The following is an 18,141-nucleotide window of genomic DNA, read 5'->3' as shown; positions in this document are numbered from 1 at the left end:
CGACCGATCAGCATGGTGGCCGCAATTGTGCCGCTTTTGAGCTTCGCTCCGTGCGCCCGTGCGCCACAACCAACATTATTGATCGGTAAATCAATAGTGCTACCAGGTTGACGGGTTTTGCAGGCCAGGGCACGGTATGTCATACCGGTAGGCATGCTAATGAAAATGCAAGCTTTCTTTAGTGAATAGAAATCCTGCTTTGTCGCTTTACAATAACGGAGACTACGGATGTCAATGAAAGGAACGTTCACACTCAAGGTATGTGCGGCAGCTGCTGCCCTCGTCTTTACCGGTGTGGCGCAGGCGCAAAGTAGTGTCACCTTCTACGGTCTCGTTGACGGCGGCCTGATCTATACCAGCAAGACGTTGGGTGCGAACGGGCAGAACGCCGGCCACCAGTTCTCGTTTACTGACAGCGGCCTTTCGCCATCGAATTTTGGTTTGCAGGGAACAGAGGATCTGGGCGGCGGGCTCAAGGCAGAATTCAAACTCGAAAGCGGTATTAACATCGGAAACGGTGGCTATAACGATTCGAACGGCAACTTCTTCGGCCGTCAGGCATATGTCGGGCTGACGAGCGGGTTCGGCGAGGTCAAGGCCGGCTTGCAATATTCACCGTTCTTTCTCGACGTCTATGAAAACGATCCCCGTGGCCTGTCGCAGACCGGCAGTAGTCTCTTGCCGTACCTGGACAATGTGATTGCGACCGGCATCTTCACGCCGAACGCCCTGTCCTATACCAGCCCGGTTCTCTGGGGCTTCCAGGGCAGCGCGCTGCTTTCCCTGGGCGGTGTCGCGGGCGATTTTCAGAATGGTCGCCAGTACTCGGCTAGCCTGAATTACAACAACGGTACCCTGGCGCTCAACGCCTCGTACTTCAATGCGAACCCCAGCACGGGCAGCGCTCTGGCGACCCCGGTGCCTACCCAGTTTCCGGTCTCGGTCGTCGGTCGCCAACTGGGCGCATCGTACAAGATCGGCAAGCTGACGGCGAAGGTATCGTTTGTCAACTACAGGGGCGGCGTTGGCGGAAGCGGTAACAACCAATATGTCTATGGCGGTGGTGTCGATTTCCTGGTACAGCCCGAGGTGGATCTCAATGCGGGTGTCTGGTATGACGAGCAGCGGCATGACGCGACGAATCACTCGTTGCTGGCGGCCCTCGGCGCATCGTATTACCTGTCGCGCGCGACCACGCTGTACGCCCAGGTCGCCGTGGTCAACAACCATGGAACCATGGACACGGGTCTATCGGTCACCGACTCACTCAACGCGCCAACGGGGACCACGACCGGGGTGACCATCGGGATGCGGCACATCTTCTAGTCCGTCTCTGCGTTTTGTCTTTGACCACGTTGATGGAAACCACTCAATAGGGACATTCAAAATTGAAAAAGCACACTCTGATCAGATGGACGGTCGCTGCGTTTGTCGTGCTGGGCACGGCGGCCGCGTATGCACAGGCCAGCGATACCGAAACTGGCACCCCGGCGGCGGCGAGCGCGGCACCCAGCGCGAAGGCGATGCGCAAGGCTAATCGGCTGCTGTCGAAACGGGTGCGCAGCGTGCTCGTGAAGGTCAAGGGGCTGAATTCGAGCGCCATCGTGGTGATCGCGAAGGGCAGCGTGGTCACCCTGGGCGGGTCTGTGCCGGACTCCAGCCAGATTCCGCTCGCCGTTTCGGCTGCGCAGGGCGTTCAGGGCGTCACTGAAGTCCACGAGAGCCTCACTATCAAGCAACCGGGGCTGTAGTTCTCTCTCGCAGGCAGGCCGGCGCGAGCATCTTGCCGCTGCCGGCCGGAGTCAACAAGGAAATTCGAGGGGATGAAGTCCGATGGCCTGTAAAAGCGATAAGGTGTCCATATTTATAAGAGGCATATTGGCTATTCGCGTGGATCAAAGCCGCCTGCCATGCAAGGTGCCCAATGACGGTGCGAGAGACATTGGCGCACCAATCTTTACCGCTACTACTGCGTGAATCGATTCGCCTGTGCTGCAGCCGTGAGGCTGGCGCCAACGAATGCAAGCGCATGGCCGCCCGGCACGGCATAAGCCTTCCCCTCGCCTGCCGGCAAGCCAGACACCGAGCCCGACTATCTCAGTTTCCGCAATAGTTCATCGCTGAATTAGGTATTTGCCCCAATTCCATCCAACTCATATACTCCGTGTGCTTGCTACAAACATAGGGGTTTGTAGTTCACATCAAAATAATCGCTGGAGTTGGAGATAGTCATCATGAAGTCGATCGTCAAGACCTTTGCCATCGCTGCGCTCATTGTCGCTCCGCTCGCTGCTTTTGCGCAGTCGACCCAGCCCGTGACGCGCGCGCAAGTCCGCGAACAACTCGCACAGCTTGAACAGGCTGGCTACAACCCCGGCGACTGGATGCACTACCCGGCAAACATTCAGCGCGCTGAAACCATTGTCGCGCAACAGAACAGCAGCAACACAGCTTACGGCGCGGGTACCGGCAGCACGTCGCAATCTGGCAAGTAGGAATGGCTTTGTCACGTTCCTCAGTTAACGCGGTGCCCGGCGACGTCAACCTCGAAGTGGCGTAAGCAGGCTTCAGGACACGGGCCGATGAAGGCGTCCGGCTGAGGCGGATTGCGTGCCGGCGTGCAGGGCGTTCGGCGTGACCTGTGCCGCCCGCCCGGCTTCGCACGTTATTGCAGTGCGACGTTCGGTTCCACCGCGGTATCGGCTTCGACTTCGCCGGTGACGGCTTCGAGCGAGCGCCGTGTGGCCTTGATCGTGAACGGCAGGATCAGCATGGTGATCAGGCCGGATGCCGCCATGAACAGGAACACGGTGGTGAAGCCCGAGCCGATACGTCCCCAGTCATACGCGGCGAGCGCCATGACGGGGCCGGCCGCGCCGCCGAAGTGGCCGATGCCGTCGGTTAGCGACACGCCCGTTGCCCGTGCGCGGGTCGGGAAGCTCTCGGCAGTGAGCGCGTACATGAGCGGCAGGAAGAAGCCGAGCGAGGCCGAGATGAGCCCGACCGCCACCATGATGACGACTGGCGTATCGATTGTGCCGATCGCGACGAACGACAGCGTCCAGACGACCATCCCGACGAGAATCGCATGTTTGCGCTCGTAGGTGTCGCCGAGCGCCGTGGCGAGCAGCGAGCCGATCGGGCAGCCTATCGAGGTCGCGAGCAGGAACAGGATGCTGTTGGTCAGCGTGTAGCCGTGGGCGACGAAGAACGTGGGACCGAGTCCGAGCCAGCTATACGCGCCGATGTACCAGACGAACCACAGCAGAAATAGCGGGACGAGCCGCCCGACGAAGGGCGGACGAAAGAGGGCGAGGGTCGGAAAGCCGCTCGCATGGATTTCGGCCACAAACGGCAGCGGCGGTGGCAACGACTTGCCGGTGCGGCGCAGCACGTTCGCTTCCGCGGCCTCGACGATGGCGCGTGCTTCGTCGACACGCTGACGGCTCAGCAGCCAGCGCGGCGACTCGGGCAGCAGCGGAAACGCGAAGAGCGTGAGGCCGCCGAGCGCGCCAAGCAGGAACATGGCGCGCCAGCCCCATTCGAAATGCGGCACGAGCCACAAAGCGATGATGGGCACTACGGCCTGCCCGAGCATGGCGAACACGTTCGTGAGCGCCGTGTAGCGGCCGCGCACGGGGGCCGGCGCCATTTCGCCGATATAGGCGGAGATCACGGCAATTTCCGCGCCAATGCCCATGCCTGTCGCGAGACGGCCGATCACCATCGACGAGAGGCTGTTGGAAAACGTGGTGCCGATACAGCCAGCGGTGAACAGCAGGGTCGCGCATGCGAGCCCGGCCTTGCGGCCCATCGCATCGGCGAGATTGCTGTTGAGCCATGCGCCGGCCACATAGCCGATGAGGCTCGCGGTAATCGGCAGGGCCTGCTGCGAGGTGCTCAGATGAAGAACCTTGCTGAAAACCGGCAGGCCAAAGGCCACGTTCGTGATGTCGAAAAACGCGATCAGATAACCGATGCCGACAACCCACAACACAGCCGGGGAATGCGGCCATGTCGGGATGCGGTCGAGGCGGGCAATGAGTTCGCCTTCGCTTGACGCGACGGAAGGTGTCGATTTCAAGTTTGTCTCCTGTTTTGCCTTGCAACTGACAAATTGTTTACGCCCGCCGGGTGATTGTCGGCTGATTGCTTTATTGGATTGAATCGGGCTCGAACGGGCGATTCAGTCTGTGCCAGTCGCCCGGGCACGGCAAATCGTCATTGCCGAATCCGGCCTTCGCACGTCGTTAACCCATCCTTCTACGCGCTCCCCTGGCGCGCTTTCGACGCCTCCTTGCGCGCGAAGAACTCGCCCATATAGCGCGCGGGCTCCCCGGTTTCGAACGCGCTGCCGAATGCGTCGACGCTCAGTTCGACGCCTGCGGAAAGCGAAATCTCGTCCCACGCGTTCAGCAACGCCTTTTGCGAGCGCATGACCTCGGGACCGCACGACAACACGTCGGCGACCGCCTGTTCGACCTCGGCGTCGAGCGAGCCCTCGGCGACCACGTCGACGAAACCCCACTCGAGTGCGCGGCGTGCGTCGATGGTCTGCGCGGTCATCAGCAGCCAGCGCGTGCGGCCGCTGCCGATCAGGCGTGGCAGCAAGGCCGCATGAATCACCGAAGGAATGCCAACCTTGACTTCCGGCATCGCGAACTTCGAGCCCGCGTCGGCGATGCGCAGGTCGCAGGCGGTGGCGAGTTCGAGGCCGCCACCGAGGCACCAGCCCTGAATGCGCGCGATCACCGGGACCGGCAGCGTGCGCACAGCATGGCAGAGGTCGCGCAGACGCCGGATGAACGCACGCGCGCTGGTGGGGTTCAGCTTGACCATCTCGTTGAGGTCGGCGCCGCCGACAAACGCGCGCTCGCCGCTGCCGGTCAGGATGACCGCGCGTACGCTCCTGTCGGCGGCGAGCCGGGCAAGGGCCTCGGTCAGGCTCGTTATCGCCGGGGTGCCGATGATGTTCATCTTGCCAGCGTTGACGATGCTGAGCGTGACGACGTCGCGCGCGTCGCGCGCGAGTTCGTAGTAGCGTTGCGTGTCGGACATGAGTGTCTCCTTGTTGGCGATTAATTCGTTGTATTGATCAATGCGTGCGCACCACGCCGCTCGCTTCGAGCTGCGCGATTGCCGCATCGTCGAGATTCAACGTGGCCAGTACTTCGCGTGTGTGCTCGCCAAGCAGCGGCGGCGCGCGCGTTTCGAGCGCAGCGGAGCGCGCAAGCGGGTTGCAGACGGTCGGGATCTCGCCCGCCGCCGGGTGCAGGAGCGTTTGCCGCAGCTGGCGGTGCTTCGTCTGCGGATCGTCGAACACCTGGTCGAGCGTATTGATCGGCCCCCAGGGAATCCCCGCCGCATCGAATCGCTTCTGCCATTCGGCGCGCGTCCTGCGTGAGAGCCGGTGCGCCACTTCGCGGCGCAGCTCGACGAGATGATCGAGGCGTTGCGCATTGGTGACGAAACGCGCGTCGCGCGCGAGTTCGGGGCACTCGGCCAGCGCGCAGAAGCGCGTGAACTGCGCGTCGTTGCCTATCGCGAGAATCAGATGACCGTCCGCACACGCGAACACCTCGTAGGGGGCGAGATTGGGGTGGCTGTTTCCGGTACGCACCGGCGGGCGTCCCGATACAAGATAGTTCAGGTTCTGATTGGCGTTGATCGCGACGGCGACGTCGGCCAGTGCGAGGTCGATATGCTGGCCCGTGCCGGTCTGGGCGCGCATCAGCAGTGCGCCTAGCACGGCGACGCTCGCGTACATCCCGGTGGACAGGTCGATAACCGAGGCGCCCGCGCGCAGCGGGCCGGCGCCGGGCTCGTCGTCGCGGTGTCCGGTGTAGCTCATCAGGCCCCCGAAGCCCTGGAACACGTAGTCGTAGCCGGGTTTGCCCGCCATGGGGCCGTCCTGCCCGAAGCCGGTGATCGAGAGGTAGACAAGGCGCGGATTCAGTGCGTTCAGCGACGCGTAGTCGAGCCCGTATTTCGCGAGCGTTCCCGACCGGAAATTCTCGATCACGACGTCCGCCTGCGCGGCCAGTCGCTGGACGAGCGCCGCGCCCTCCGGTTTCGCGAAGTCGATGGCGATCGAGCGCTTGCCGCGATTACAGGCGAGGAAATAGGCGGAGAAACGATCGTCGCCGCCGGGAATTTCGAGGAAGGGCGGTCCCCAGCCGCGCGTGTCGTCGCCGCTGCCGGGGTGTTCGATCTTGATGACGTCGGCGCCGAGATCGGCAAGATTCTGCGTACACCAGGGGCCGGCGAGGATTCTCGACAGATCGAGAACCCGGATGTCCTTCATTGCTTGCTTGAGCATGGGCTTGCGTGGCGGATCGACGCTCAGGTTGAGGTGCCACGCAGTATAGGCAGGTGCGTTTCGCGCAAACCAGTCGAAAGTTTCGAATGCTGGCGTCGGGAAATTCGAAGGCTTATGGAAGACCTGAAGGAAGACCCGAAGGAAGACCTGAAAGCCGGTCGTCGCAACCGAAATGGAAATCCGTATCAACTGCCCGGCAGGTCGCCGTGCTCAGGATGCGAAGCGACCAGGCTATCGACGAACTGACGCACGAACGAGGGCAGCCGCTCGAAGTCCACCGCGACGACACGCTGGTTGCGATAAGCCCACGGTTCGTCCAGCGCGATCCCGGCGATCTGGCCGCTTGCGATCATCGGCGCGGCAACGCTGCGCGGCACGATCGCGACGCCCACGTTCTGCTCGACGAACTGCAATACCGCCGGGAAGCTTTCCACGTTCACGCGCACGTTCAGGCGTCGCCCCAGCTTGCCCGCGATCTGCAGCAGGAAATGGTAGTTGCTGCTCCTGCGGCCCATCGCGACGAAATCGCAGTCGAGCGCGTCGGCGAACCGGATCTGCGGCCGCGTGGCGAGCGGGTGCTGCATGGCTGCGACGAGGATCAGTTCGTCGACGGCGTACTCGATAGCGGCGAGCGGATGGACGTCGACGTCGCCGGCGAGGAGGCCAATGTCGGCGGCCCCTTCGGCCACTGCACGCGAGATGTCTTCGCTGGGGCGCTCCTCGAGGTCGACATTGATGCCGGGGTGAACCGCGAGAAAGCGGCTGAGCGGGGTGGTCAAGCCGACGAGACAACTACTGTTGCAGACGAGCCGGATATGGCCTTTGACGCCATTTGTGAAACGCGCGACCTCGCCATGCATTCGCTCGAGCGACGCGAGCACGTTGCGCACGTAATCGAGGAGGACCTGGCCTGCCGGCGTGAGATCCATCCCTTTGGGGCCGCGCACGAAGAGGGTGGCGCCCACGGCCTGCTCGAGATTCTTGAGCCGGTAGCTGGCCGAAGGCGGTGACAGATGCATCTTCGCCGCGCCGGCAGCGAGGCTCTGCGTCTCGGTGATCGCGAAGAAGAGGCGCAAATCCGTCAACTCGTATTTCATTTCGCAGGCAGGGCGTTGGTTTGGGTCCGCAAACACTTTTACCAGCCGCCGGAAGGTGGGCGCAAGCGGGGCAAACGCGGGAAAGCGGGCAGGCGCGGGCGACAGCTACCGTTGCTTCGCAGCGCCGTCTCCTGTTCCAGTTCGGTTCAGCGTTGCTGCGCACGCAAGGCCAGCGGCACGTAAGCGGCCCCCTCGCCATAGGCATGGCCGATCAGGCGAATGCTGCCATGATGCGGGCCGAGGTCACGCACCTTCCTCGAGCACCAGCAGATTCTCATGTGAGAATCCCAACGCGACAGGTTGGCCGCGCTCGGGCAGATTGCGGTTTGGGTCGTTGAAAACGTCGAGCGAAATCACCGCCTCCTTGACCCGCGCTCGGATCCGCACCACAGCGCCGAGAAAGCTCACCTCCTCGACGGTGGCCGTCAACGTATTGCGCCCCGGCGCCGGCGACTCGAGCACGATCGCCTCGGGGCGCAGCGCAAGCAGCCGCTTCTTGCCGGTGTCACCGGAGGGCAGCTCGTGCGCGGTCACGAGTTCCTGGCCGTCGACCGCCATCTTCCCGCTTGCCGGATCGACGACATGGCCGGACAGAATATTCAGCGTGCCAACAAAAGACGCGACGAACCGCGTGCGCGGATAGTTGTAGATTTCGAGCGGCGTACCGATCTGTTGGACGCGGCCCTCGTTCATTACCGCGATCCGATCGGAAATGGACAGCGCCTCTTCCTGATCGTGCGTGACGAAGATCGACGTAATGCCGAGTTCACGCTGCAAAGCGCGAATGTCCTGACGTAGCGAGATGCGAATCTTCGCATCCAGGGCGGATAGCGGCTCGTCGAGCAGCAACACTTGCGGCTTGCTCGCCAGCGCCCGGGCGAGGGCGACACGCTGCTGCTGCCCGCCCGACAATTGCCACGGATAGCGCTCGCCGAGCGTCGGCAGCTTGATCAGCTCAAGCATCTCTTCGACCCGCCGGCGGATCTCTTCCTGTGGACGACGTGCAACGCGTAGCCCGAAGCCGATGTTGTCAGCCACGGTCATGTTCGGAAACAGTGCGTACGACTGGAACACCATGCCGACCTTGCGCTGCCGCGTGCGCAGATGCGTGACGTCGCGCCCGTCGATGCGAATCGAGCCGCGTGTGGGCGTTTCGAAGCCGGCAATCATCCGCAGCACGGTCGTCTTGCCACATCCCGACGGACCGAGGAAGGTGATGAATTCGCCTCGCTCGATATGCATATCGAACTGATGCAATGCGATATTCGACCCGAAAGTCTTGTGCAGGTTGTCGATCTCGAGAAATGCCATCTCTGGATGCCTCAGCGCCTTGTCATCGGTGAGTCAGGGCTTCGGTGCGCCGAGCAGGCGCGCCGAGCCGAACACCTGGATCAGCCCCATCGACGCCCAGGTGACCGCAAACGCGATGATCGCGAGCGCCGAAGGCTCATACGCCCGATTAGCGCCGATCAATTGCAGATACGGGCCGAACGCCGGCCGGTCGAGCAGGCTGGCGATCGTGAATTCGCCGATCACCACCGCAAAAGTCAGAAACGCGCCGGACAGAATGCCGGAGCGGATGTTTGGAAAGATCACCCTGAACAGAATGGTCGGCCAGTTCGCGCCGAGACATTCGGCGGCCTCGGTTAGCGAGCGGATGTCGACCGCGCGCAGGCCAGCGTCGACCGCACGATACATATACGGCAGCGACAACGTGACGTAGCCGAACACCAGCAGCAAATCGGTCGCGCGTTCATTGCTGGTGAGCGGCAGGATCGAGCTGCTGTTGTAGATGCGCAGGTAGCCGAACACGATCACGATCGCCGGAATCACGAGCGGCAGCAGCGTAATGAACTCGACGATGCCGCGCAGCTTTGGCAGGCGCAACTGGACCCAGTAGGCGGTCGGCACGACCAGCAAGACGCCCACGACGATCGTCAGCAGTGCCATCAATATCGAGTATCCAAACGACGCCTGGAAGTGCGCGTCGGACAGCACGACGCGATACGCCTCGAAACTATAAACGCCACGCCGCATCCGCAAACTGAACTCGAAGGTCGCGATCAGCGGAATCAGGAAATACAGCGTGCCGACGATCATCGCGGTCCACGCTCCAACCCGGGACTGACGGTTCATCGACGACCCCTTTCGGCACGCGCGCGCAGCCAGAGGTAGCCGCCGTTCGACAAACCGGTGACGAGAATCATGCCGAGCGCGAGTGCGTAGCCGAGATTCGGGTTGTGCAGCACGTCCCCGCGGATTTGCGCATACAGCAGGATCGTCACGATGTTCAGTGAGCTGCCGGTGAGTGCATACGCGGTCGCGACCGCGCCGAACGCGTTCGCGAATAGCAGCAGTGTCGCGCCGAGCACGCCAGGCCACAGCACCGGCAGTGCAACATAGCGCCAGTATTGATAGGCAGTGCCGCCGAGGCAGTCGCAGGCCTCGCGCCATTCGCGCTTCAAGCCGTCGAGCGCAGGTGTGATGATCAGCACCATCAGCGGAATCTGGAAGTACAGGTAGGTCAGCGTCAGGCCCCAGAAGCTCAGGATGCTGAAGCCGGTCGAATAGAGATTGATGTCCGCGTACTTCTTCAGCAGCATCGTCACGAGCCCGACGCGGCCGAGCGTGCAGATGAATGCGAACGCGAGCGGCACGCCGGCGAAGTTCGATGCGACACCGGAAAACGTCATCAGCGTGGGGCGGATCCAGGCGGGTAACTTGCCCTGCACCGCGGCCCACGCGAGCAACGAACCGAATAGCGCCCCACCGAACGCCGACGCCGCGCTGACCTTGCAACTGATCCAGTACGCGTCGAGCACGTCTTGCTGGAACAGGTCGCGGAAATTCGCCAGCGTGAAATGCCCCTGTGCGTCCTGAAACGCCCCCACCATCAGAAAACCGGTCGGCAGAATCAGAAACAGCAGTGCGAAGACGAAAAACGGCAACACGCCGATCAGTGTCCACGCCGTGGACAATCTTCCCGGTCCACTGACCTGTGGGTTGGGCGTGGGCGCCGACGCGACCCGCACTTCGGACTGACCGGAACCGACATCCGATGAAGCACTCATCACTCACCCTCAGACAAACAGTCTGTCACGAACAGACCGCGCATGCGCGATCCGGGATGGGCAATTCAGGCACGGCGCCGGCCGGGCACCGTGCCGCTTTCGCGCGCTTATTTCACGTTCGCGCCGACCACTTCGTCCCAGTGCCTCGTGACTGTCTCCTTCGTTGCGTCCTGCTGCTGAAGCGTGGGGAACACCGCATTCTTGTAAGACTGAGCGGGCGGCAGCTTGTCGAGCAGCGCCTGCGGCACCTTCTTTCCTCCGACCAGCTCGTTGTACCGCATCGGATGGCAATATCCGTTCAGCCAGCCAATCTGCCCTTCGTCCGAATACAGGTACTCCATCCACAGCTTCGCCGCATTCGGATGCGGCGCGTATGCACTGATCGCCTGCACATAGACGCCCGCGACCACGCCGGTCTTCGGCACGATCACCTGCACCTTCGGATTGCCCTTTAGCGTATCGCGGTCGGCGAGTGCGTTATAGTCCCAGCGCACGATGATCGGCGTTGTACCTTGCGCCAGCGACGCCGCTTTGCCGATCACCGGCACGAAGTTTCCGCGCTTGTTGAGGTCGGCGAAGAACTTGAGACCGGCTTGATCGGCCTTGCCTGGGTCGCCCCTGGTCTGCGACAGGCCGGCCGCATAGACACCCTGGATTGCCTGATTCGCCGAGCGAGGGTCGCCGGCGAGCGAGACCGCATTCTTGTACTCGGGCTTGAGCAGATCCGACCAATCCGTGGGCGCCTTGTCGATCATGTCGGCATTCACCTCGAACGCAAGCACGCCGTAGTAGTCGCCGTACCAGTAGCCTTCGGCATCTTTCGACGCATCCGGGATCGATTTCCAGGTTGCCACCTTGTACGGCTGCAGCAGGCCGGCGGCCTTCGCCGACGGTCCGAACGACAGGCCCACGTCGATCACGTCCGGCGCCTGGGGCCCCTTGTTGCCCTTGTTCGCCTTGATCGCTTCGAGTTCATCGCCCGAGCCGGCATCCGGATTCAGCTCGTTGATCTTGATGCCATATTTTTTCTGGAAGTCGGCGATCATCGGACCATAGCCACACCAGTCGTGCGGCAGCGCGATCACCGTAAGCTGCCCTTCCTGTCTGGCGGCAGCGAGCAGCGCTTCGGGCGGTGCCGCGAATGCGGTGCCGGCTGCCACTGCGCCCGCCAGCGCGGTTGCAGACATCGAAAGGAGGGGGTAACGCAACCGGGTCGGATTCATTGTATTTTCCATCCTCTGCCGAAATTTGCTACGTTAGAAGAAGCACTCGCTACGACGTCTGCGGCGCGACCGTGCTCAAGACAGCACGTCAGGGCCGATCATATCGGTGTGATCCGTAAAAATCATGTCAACGCCGCACTGCACAAGTGGCCGTGCGTGCGCCGCTCGCTCACCCTGTCGGCCTGCATGCGCAAACCCGCGGCGCGAAACAGTATATCGCGCGGCAGACCGGGGCCACGTCGCGCGCGGCGGCGAGCGCTCCGAACGGGGACGACGGGGGCCGTAGTGCTTGCGTGTGCCAAAGCGCCAGCGCGGCATGGGCGGCCAGATGGCACCAAAGGTGCACGAGTGGCCGTTCCCGAACGACGAAAGCGGGCTGAACTTCTTCAATCCGCAGTCTGGCTGGTCATGGACTGCGATTTAATCGTTGTGCTAATCAAATGTCTGGCCGCAATCCCCGCCGCAAGCCCCTCAATGATGCGAGGAAGATGAATGCCAACAGGGGCTGGAATGTAAGCGTCGGTCGTTTCAACGGCTACTGATGCGCTTATGAATTCTCTTTGCGAATAGAACTATTCCTAAAGCTAAAATTGGGCTTCCATAAGCAAAGGCTTGAAAGCCGTTAATTTCCGGTCTTGCTGAGAAAATTTTAGCAAAACCTATGGTGTCGGCCTTGGGATATCGCAAGAATGCTATTAATTCCGTGGAAGGCAAAAACGCTTCTTGAAGATCTTTGGGATGCTGAAACAAATCATCCGATCCTGCTCTTTTCTCCATGACATCCCTGGCGCTCGTATCAGGCCCGGGTTTTCCGGACAGTGTTTCCACAAGGGGTTTGATCATTGGCCGCAAAATCACGCTACCGCTGGATAAGATCGTGAACGAGGCCAGGGTATTGCCAGCATATATCAATTGCGCTTCGCGCCTCTTGCTGTCATCCGTGCAAAATAGCGAATACTCGTAAGCGGCTGACGCGGTGCCTTCACCGATTTTTTCGGAGATTGCTTCTTCGGCCGTACACCCTTTGCCCATCACCCCGCTAGCCGACAGAAACTCCACCCCTGACTGCTTCAGGGACGAATTGATTGATTTTTCTTGCTCTGGCTTAAGGGGCATGGTGACTCTCCGTAGGGACTCTCCGGGTGCGTTCACGCTGCACCTGACTCGCCGAGTCGACATGCAGGTATGAGCGAAAGCGGCGCACGCAACCCAATTCCTGACCCGATACCCATCGCATATCCGCCCATTCGTGCACGTCAGGGCCACATCGGCGCTCCCGGCAGTCATGCCTTTGCCGGCTTCTTGTGAAATATCTCGTGTCGACGGGTTCGCGCTGGCGGACTTGTCATCGACACACTTAGCGCCGGACGACTTCAACCTGTCTGTTGGTTCTCGCACATTGCCGGGCCGATGGCGCGTCCGCAAAGCGGGGGCATTGGGCAGATGCAGCTCGTCAAGCGCGGGAAGCAGCGCGATACGCTCGGTTGCGAACGTTGAACGCGATGCGCTGCGGGCGAGGAAGTTGCAACGTACATCGGGCGTCCCGTCCGGCCTGACCTGCCCAATGCCCGGACTGCCGGCGGCCCTTGTAAGCCTGATCGCGTCAGCGTAGACTGCAAACGGGAGATGGCATTCCTCCCTCAAACTGCCCCCACGGGGCTAATGATGCCTACAGGCCTGGGAACAGGTACTGCAGGCGTGCGCCCGAGAAGCGCGTCAACTCTTGCCGAGTCTGTGCCGCGATGGCGGCGTTTCCCAGATCCCCAACACCCGTTCCGGCTTTTTCAGCTAGCCGGAGGTGGTCTTGCGCGCGTTGACCGCGCCTGCGGGTAGACAAGGGGTAGAAATGGAATTCCATAGCATCCTCTTCGAGACGCCCGAGGACGGCCCACCGTCTGGGGACGTAGCCGAACCGGACTTCTTCGGCGATCTCAATCTAGACCAGTTTGTGAGCGAGGCGACACGGGGGTTTGACGAATACAAGCTCACGCCGTTCTTTCGCGCAGAGCTGAACCGGGAAAGCGCCGTCACTTATCGGCACGCGGTCATGCGGGACCTCGACGGTCCAGACCTGCTGCTTGCCATTCAGGCGTTTTCACTCGCCATGCGAAAAACCCGGACCTGTCTGGGCGAGGCGCAGCGGCTCTACTACCGGCGGCAGAAGCAGTGGTGGCTGCTCGCAGCTGCGACGCATTACTGCCAGGGCGTGGGAGCGTTCCGTGACGGGCTCAGTGACGCTGGACCGCATTCCAGCGGCTTGAAGCGCTTCGGCACGTGGCTCACCGGCCACGTGGGTTCCGGGCCTTTCATGAAGCTCTGCCGCGACATCGAGGAAGTCAGGGGCGCGCTGGCAGGCGTGCGCTACTGCATTCACCTCGACGGGAGCGCCGTCACCGTCCTCAACTACGATGACGAGGAGGACTACGGCGCCTACGTTCTGGGAATCTTCGAACGCTTCAAGCAGGGTGCGGTCAAGGACCACAGCGTGGAGCAGAAGGACTGGCCGGAGATGAACCACGTCGAGGCGCACATACTCGACTTTGTCGCAGAACTCAATCCGCAACCGTTCCAGCTGCTGGATGCGTTCTGCTCCGACCATGCGGACTTTCTCGACGCAACAATTGCGGACTTTGATCGTGAGATTCAGTTTTACATCGCCTACCGCAATTACATCCAGTTGTGTCGGGACGCGGGTCTGCAGTTCAGCTATCCCGTAGTATCCGGCACAAGGAAGTCGATCCGCTGCGAAGAGACTTTTGATCTCGTGCTCGCCCACAAACTTTGCGCAGACAAGGCCGCCGTTGTTTGCAACGGCCTTTTTCTTGAGGGCCGGGAGCGGATCTTCGTGGTTTCAGGACCCAACAACGGTGGCAAAACCACATTTGCCCGAACATTCGGTCAACTGCACTTTCTCGCCAAACTGGGTTGTCCGGTCCCGGGACGCGACTCGCATCTCTTTCTCTACGATCGACTCTTTGCGCACTTCGAGCGCGAGGAGAATACCCTCGACCTGCGCGGCAAGCTTCAGGACGACCTGATGCGCATGCACGCCATCCTGCAAGCCTCCACGCCAAACAGCATCATCCTGATGAACGAGATCTTCAGCTCGACCACGCTCGCCGATGCGCTGTTTCTCTGCCGCAGGATCATCGGTGAAATCATGGCGCGCGACGCGCTGTGCGTCTGCGTGACGTTCATTGAGGAGCTCGCGCGGCTGGGTCCGCAGACCGTGAGCATGGTAAGCGAGATCAAACCCGACAGTCCCTCGGTTCGCACCTTCCGGGTTCGCAGGCGCCCGGCCGATGGCCGGGCCTATGCGCTTTCCGTGGCCGAGCAATATGGGCTCACCTATGAACGCATCAAGGAGCGTCTCGCATCATGAAAGCCTGCCTGCTCCATGTCGCCAGTGATTTTCCCTGGCGTCGCGATGAATACTGGAACGAGCGGACACTCAACCAGGACCTGGAACTGAACACCGTCTATCAGGCCATGGCCGCCGGCGATGAATATCTCTATGACACGGTCAGGAAGGTCGTTCCCCTTAGCCTGAGCAACGTCGACGAGATCCTGTACCGCCAGGCAGTGCTCAAGGACTGTATCGAGCATGAGCCGGTCGTCAGGCAGCTATACGCGATTGCGGTCGAGGCGCTGGAGGTCGAAAGGAAAAGCTTCTACTGGGCAATGGGTGCTTCGGCAAGCAGCGTCCTGCACAGCGCGCGGGATCTGGTTCAGGCAATGCTGGGCGTGCTGGGAAAGCTACGCCGCGTGGCCGACGATAACGTCGGGCAGTTCCGGTCATCGGGCTTTCGTCGCTTTTACGCAATGATCATCGAGGAGTTGACTGACGAGTATTTCGTGACGATCACGCGGTGCTTGAAGGAGCTCAAATTCAGTCATGGCGTGCTGATCAGCGCGTGTCCCGGAAAGGGGAACAAGGGTGAACACTACGTGCTCAGGAAGCCTCATGAAAAGGATCCCAACCTTTTCAGGCGCCTGCTGACGAAGGGACCACCGTCGCGTACGTTCCGTATTCCGGACCGGGACGAAAATGGCGCGCGCGCGCTCAGTGAGCTCGAGTCACGGGGCATCAACCATGTGGCGAACGCACTGGCGCAGTCCGCCGACCACATCAAGAGCTTCTTCTTCATGCTTCGCGCGGAACTGGGCTTCTACCTTGGATGCCTGAACCTGCGCAATGAACTCCTGCGACGTGAGATGCCCGTCTGCTTTCCTGTGCCGCACGCGCCTCGTGAGCGGCGGCACCGGTGCCAGCAACTGTATGACGTCAGCCTCGCCTTGCGCATGGAGCAGGCACCCGTGGCGAACGACGCGGATGCAAACGGCAAGGACCTCGTTGTGGTCACGGGCGCGAACCAGGGCGGGAAGTCGACTTTTCTGCGCAGCATCGGGATCGCCCAGATCCTGCTACAGGCAGGGATATTTGTCGGCGCCCGGGAATTCGAGGCCAATGTTGCGCAGGCGATCTTCACGCACTACAAGCGCGAGGAAGACGCAACCATGCATGGCGGCAAGTTCGACGAGGAGCTAAAGCGAATGAGCGAGGTGGTGGATCATCTGGTTGAAAACGGCCTGTTCCTGTCTAACGAGTCGTTTGCGTCGACCAACGAGCGGGAAGGCGCTGAAATTGGCCGGCAGATCGTCGATGCATTGCTTGAGCACCATGTAAAGGTCTTTCTCGTGACCCACCTTTACACACTGGCGAAGGGCCTCCATGACGAGGATCCGTACCCGCGGATGTTCCTGCGGGCCGAGCGTCGGGACGACGGTGTCCGCACGTTCAGGCTGGTGGAAGCCAAACCACTGCAGACAAGCTTCGGTCAGGACCTGTATCAAGAGATCTTCGGCGAGTCGTGGACCGAGACCGATGAAAATACGCAGTCCCAGGGAACCCTGTCCAGAGTGGACGAAACCTGACGCCCGGGGGCAGGGTCGCGGGCGTGCCGGGGCGGTAGAACTACGGTGCCCTTGCCGTGATCTTTCCGGTGCCCAGGCCTTTGGCGAACACCAGGACCGCGGCCTCGTGCTCTTCTCCGATGCCTGCGGCATCCATCACACCGTATACAGCATGCAGGTAGCACCGGGCGTTTGCTGCGTGGCGCGTTTTACGCGAGGATAGATGCGCCGCCCGACGTGGATGGCCGGTCTGCACCGCATTTCACATAGAAAACGGCAGACCGGTTTGACGAGTGGAGCGGCTGCGAAAGTCGAGATGCGATGGAACGCTATGTCTGACACGTTGATTGTGCACATTGTCCGCGATGCTGTTCTCGCACTGGGCCGCGAATGCGCCGCATGGAAACCGTCAAGCACGCGCGCGCTCTTCGGCGTCCAGGCGACGATTTCCGTTGGCCTCTCGGTGGCGCTTGCCCACGCGCTAAAGCTGCCCGACGTATGGTGGGCGGCCATTAGCGGGTTTGCTGTCATGCAGGCGAACTTCGCCTCGTCCGCCGAGCGGGCGATGCACCGTGTGCTGGGGACAGTGCTGGGCGCTGCGACGGGCGTGCTGATGGGACCCTGGATCGGAGAGCGACCATGGTTATTCGTGCCGCTTCTCGGAGCCATTACCGCAATCACGGTTTTTCGCGCGAACGCGAGCCGTGCTTCGTATGGATGGGTGCTCGGGGGCGTTACAGCGGTCATGGTGGTCTACGAGGCCCACGAACTGCATGCGCTGGGCCCGACCGCTCAGTTTGCGGCGCTGCGGGTGATCGACGTATGCGTCGGTGTGGGCGTATCGGTGCTGGTAGCGGCCATCTTTCACATCGGCGCTCGGTGGCGCCGCAGTCCGGCGCCGACCGATGCGGCTTCTGGGGCTCCTCATGCAACGCCGCAGCCACCGCTTGAGCCTTTGCGCCGGGAGCGTGCGGCGATGGCTGGGCAGGCCGCCCTTGCTGTCGTGATCGTCGCGGCGTTCGCTTACATGCTGAAGTTTCAGGCTTTGCCGCAAGCACTCGTCACGATCATTGCCGTGCTCATTCTTCCGTCTTCGCAGCTGATGCGCTCCGAAAAGGCGATCGTCGAAAAGATGCTGCAGCGGATGATCGGCGCGCTGCTTGCCGGGGCCGTGGGCATCGTGCTATTGCCGCTGGTGCGTGGCCACGAGATGGCGTATCTGCCTGCGCTTTCGGCCGGCGTCTGGGCAGGTTGCCATCTGCAAACAGGGCAGCAGGGTGCGAGTTACGTTGGGCGCCAGTTCACGATCGCCTTTCTGCTGGTTTTCGTGCAGGACAACGCGTGGTCCGTCGACCCTGCCGCCGCTGCGGTTCGATTTGGGGGCGTGGCGGGCGGCATCTCCGTGCTCGGCTGCGTGATGCTCGCATGGCGCCGTCTGTTTGCCGCTTGCGCATGAATACACCGTCTTTCGCAAGCGCCCTTGCTCATCCTCCGCTAACTTTGCTGCTCGATCATGA

Annotated in this window: 15 protein-coding genes and 1 riboswitch; of the genes, 6 read left to right on the top strand and 9 right to left on the bottom strand. The window is 61.6% G+C overall.

Annotated elements, in window-relative coordinates; genetic code table 11:
* Positions 1 to 234 precede the first annotated feature (234 nt).
* The 3 genes from BO1_RS09055 (at position 235) to BO1_RS50270 (ending at position 2,495) form a co-directional block, all read left to right on the top strand.
* Positions 235 to 1,326 (top strand): porin, encoded by a 1,092-nt coding sequence (locus BO1_RS09055; protein ID WP_028217283.1) that lies wholly within the window; start codon positions 235 to 237, stop codon positions 1,324 to 1,326.
* A 62-nt stretch (positions 1,327 to 1,388) separates the two neighbouring features.
* Positions 1,389 to 1,751 carry a BON domain-containing protein gene (locus BO1_RS09050; protein ID WP_028217282.1) on the top strand — a complete coding sequence of 121 codons (363 nt, stop codon included), beginning with the start codon at positions 1,389 to 1,391 and terminating at the stop codon, positions 1,749 to 1,751.
* Between the two features lie 483 nt (positions 1,752 to 2,234).
* Positions 2,235 to 2,495, top strand: a complete 261-nt coding sequence (locus tag BO1_RS50270; protein ID WP_043284250.1) for a DUF4148 domain-containing protein — start codon at positions 2,235 to 2,237, stop codon at positions 2,493 to 2,495.
* Between the two features lie 170 nt (positions 2,496 to 2,665).
* Here BO1_RS50270 and BO1_RS50265 read toward each other — a convergent pair whose 3' ends face one another.
* From BO1_RS50265 to BO1_RS58910, 9 genes are all read right to left on the bottom strand, one after another.
* A complete protein-coding gene (locus BO1_RS50265) occupies positions 2,666 to 4,084 on the bottom strand; it encodes an MFS transporter (protein WP_052409403.1) in 1,419 nt (472 codons plus the stop codon).
* 179 nt (positions 4,085 to 4,263) lie between these two features.
* Positions 4,264 to 5,058 carry an enoyl-CoA hydratase gene (locus BO1_RS09030; RefSeq protein ID WP_028217281.1) on the bottom strand — a complete coding sequence of 265 codons (795 nt, stop codon included), beginning with the start codon at positions 5,056 to 5,058 and terminating at the stop codon, positions 4,264 to 4,266.
* Positions 5,059 to 5,095: 37 nt separating this feature from the next.
* Positions 5,096 to 6,319 (bottom strand): CaiB/BaiF CoA transferase family protein, encoded by a 1,224-nt coding sequence (locus tag BO1_RS09025; protein ID WP_028217280.1) that lies wholly within the window; start codon positions 6,317 to 6,319, stop codon positions 5,096 to 5,098.
* A gap of 185 nt (positions 6,320 to 6,504) precedes the next feature.
* Entirely contained in the window at positions 6,505 to 7,416 is a 912-nt protein-coding gene (locus BO1_RS09020) for a LysR family transcriptional regulator (RefSeq protein WP_028217279.1), read from the bottom strand.
* A gap of 243 nt (positions 7,417 to 7,659) precedes the next feature.
* Positions 7,660 to 8,727 (bottom strand): ABC transporter ATP-binding protein, encoded by a 1,068-nt coding sequence (locus BO1_RS09010; protein ID WP_028217278.1) that lies wholly within the window; start codon positions 8,725 to 8,727, stop codon positions 7,660 to 7,662.
* A gap of 33 nt (positions 8,728 to 8,760) precedes the next feature.
* A complete protein-coding gene (locus BO1_RS09005) occupies positions 8,761 to 9,552 on the bottom strand; it encodes an ABC transporter permease (RefSeq protein ID WP_028217277.1) in 792 nt (263 codons plus the stop codon).
* Positions 9,549 to 10,487 (bottom strand): ABC transporter permease, encoded by a 939-nt coding sequence (locus BO1_RS09000; protein ID WP_028217276.1) that lies wholly within the window; start codon positions 10,485 to 10,487, stop codon positions 9,549 to 9,551. Before BO1_RS09000 ends, BO1_RS09005 begins: the two co-directional genes overlap by 4 nt.
* Positions 10,488 to 10,594: 107 nt before the next feature.
* On the bottom strand, positions 10,595 to 11,710 hold the full coding sequence (locus BO1_RS08995; RefSeq protein ID WP_028217275.1) for an ABC transporter substrate-binding protein: 1,116 nt from the start codon (positions 11,708 to 11,710) through the stop codon (positions 10,595 to 10,597).
* Positions 11,711 to 12,238: 528 nt separating this feature from the next.
* Complete coding sequence (locus BO1_RS58910; RefSeq protein WP_156992183.1) at positions 12,239 to 12,826, bottom strand: hypothetical protein; 588 nt, start codon at positions 12,824 to 12,826, stop codon at positions 12,239 to 12,241.
* A gap of 497 nt (positions 12,827 to 13,323) precedes the next feature.
* Positions 13,324 to 13,389, top strand: a riboswitch (Fluoride riboswitch).
* A 167-nt stretch (positions 13,390 to 13,556) separates the two neighbouring features.
* Here BO1_RS58910 and BO1_RS08980 point away from each other — a divergent pair.
* The 3 genes from BO1_RS08980 (at position 13,557) to BO1_RS08970 (ending at position 18,080) form a co-directional block, all read left to right on the top strand.
* On the top strand, positions 13,557 to 15,092 hold the full coding sequence (locus BO1_RS08980; RefSeq protein ID WP_028217274.1) for a MutS-related protein: 1,536 nt from the start codon (positions 13,557 to 13,559) through the stop codon (positions 15,090 to 15,092).
* Positions 15,089 to 16,645 (top strand): MutS-related protein, encoded by a 1,557-nt coding sequence (locus BO1_RS50260; protein ID WP_043284247.1) that lies wholly within the window; start codon positions 15,089 to 15,091, stop codon positions 16,643 to 16,645. The genes BO1_RS08980 and BO1_RS50260 overlap by 4 nt, the downstream gene beginning before the upstream one ends.
* A 310-nt stretch (positions 16,646 to 16,955) precedes the next feature.
* Positions 16,956 to 18,080, top strand: a complete 1,125-nt coding sequence (locus tag BO1_RS08970) for an FUSC family protein (RefSeq protein ID WP_028217273.1) — start codon at positions 16,956 to 16,958, stop codon at positions 18,078 to 18,080.
* Positions 18,081 to 18,141: the final 61 nt, after the last annotated feature.

Origin of the sequence: Paraburkholderia oxyphila NBRC 105797, from assembly GCF_000685075.1 — a bacterium.
Taxonomy (GTDB): domain Bacteria; phylum Pseudomonadota; class Gammaproteobacteria; order Burkholderiales; family Burkholderiaceae; genus Paraburkholderia; species Paraburkholderia oxyphila.
Note: the sequence above shows the minus strand (reverse complement) of the source record. Positions and strands in the feature narration are given on the sequence as shown.

Bases quoted from the DNA above. Each gene is read 5' to 3' on its own strand.
- BO1_RS09055 (WP_028217283.1), top strand. From the start codon at position 235: ATGAAAGGAACGTTCACACTCAAGGTATGTGCGGCAGCTGCTGCCCTC.
- BO1_RS50270 (WP_043284250.1), top strand. From the start codon at position 2,235: ATGAAGTCGATCGTCAAGACCTTTGCCATCGCTGCGCTCATTGTCGCT.
- BO1_RS09030 (WP_028217281.1), bottom strand. From the start codon at position 5,058: ATGTCCGACACGCAACGCTACTACGAACTCGCGCGCGACGCGCGCGAC.
- BO1_RS09025 (WP_028217280.1), bottom strand. From the start codon at position 6,319: ATGCTCAAGCAAGCAATGAAGGACATCCGGGTTCTCGATCTGTCGAGA.
- BO1_RS09020 (WP_028217279.1), bottom strand. From the start codon at position 7,416: ATGAAATACGAGTTGACGGATTTGCGCCTCTTCTTCGCGATCACCGAG.
- BO1_RS09010 (WP_028217278.1), bottom strand. From the start codon at position 8,727: ATGGCATTTCTCGAGATCGACAACCTGCACAAGACTTTCGGGTCGAAT.
- BO1_RS09005 (WP_028217277.1), bottom strand. From the start codon at position 9,552: ATGAACCGTCAGTCCCGGGTTGGAGCGTGGACCGCGATGATCGTCGGC.
- BO1_RS09000 (WP_028217276.1), bottom strand. From the start codon at position 10,487: ATGAGTGCTTCATCGGATGTCGGTTCCGGTCAGTCCGAAGTGCGGGTC.
- BO1_RS08995 (WP_028217275.1), bottom strand. From the start codon at position 11,710: ATGAATCCGACCCGGTTGCGTTACCCCCTCCTTTCGATGTCTGCAACC.
- BO1_RS58910 (WP_156992183.1), bottom strand. From the start codon at position 12,826: ATGCCCCTTAAGCCAGAGCAAGAAAAATCAATCAATTCGTCCCTGAAG.
- BO1_RS08980 (WP_028217274.1), top strand. From the start codon at position 13,557: ATGGAATTCCATAGCATCCTCTTCGAGACGCCCGAGGACGGCCCACCG.
- BO1_RS50260 (WP_043284247.1), top strand. From the start codon at position 15,089: ATGAAAGCCTGCCTGCTCCATGTCGCCAGTGATTTTCCCTGGCGTCGC.
- BO1_RS08970 (WP_028217273.1), top strand. From the start codon at position 16,956: ATGTCTGACACGTTGATTGTGCACATTGTCCGCGATGCTGTTCTCGCA.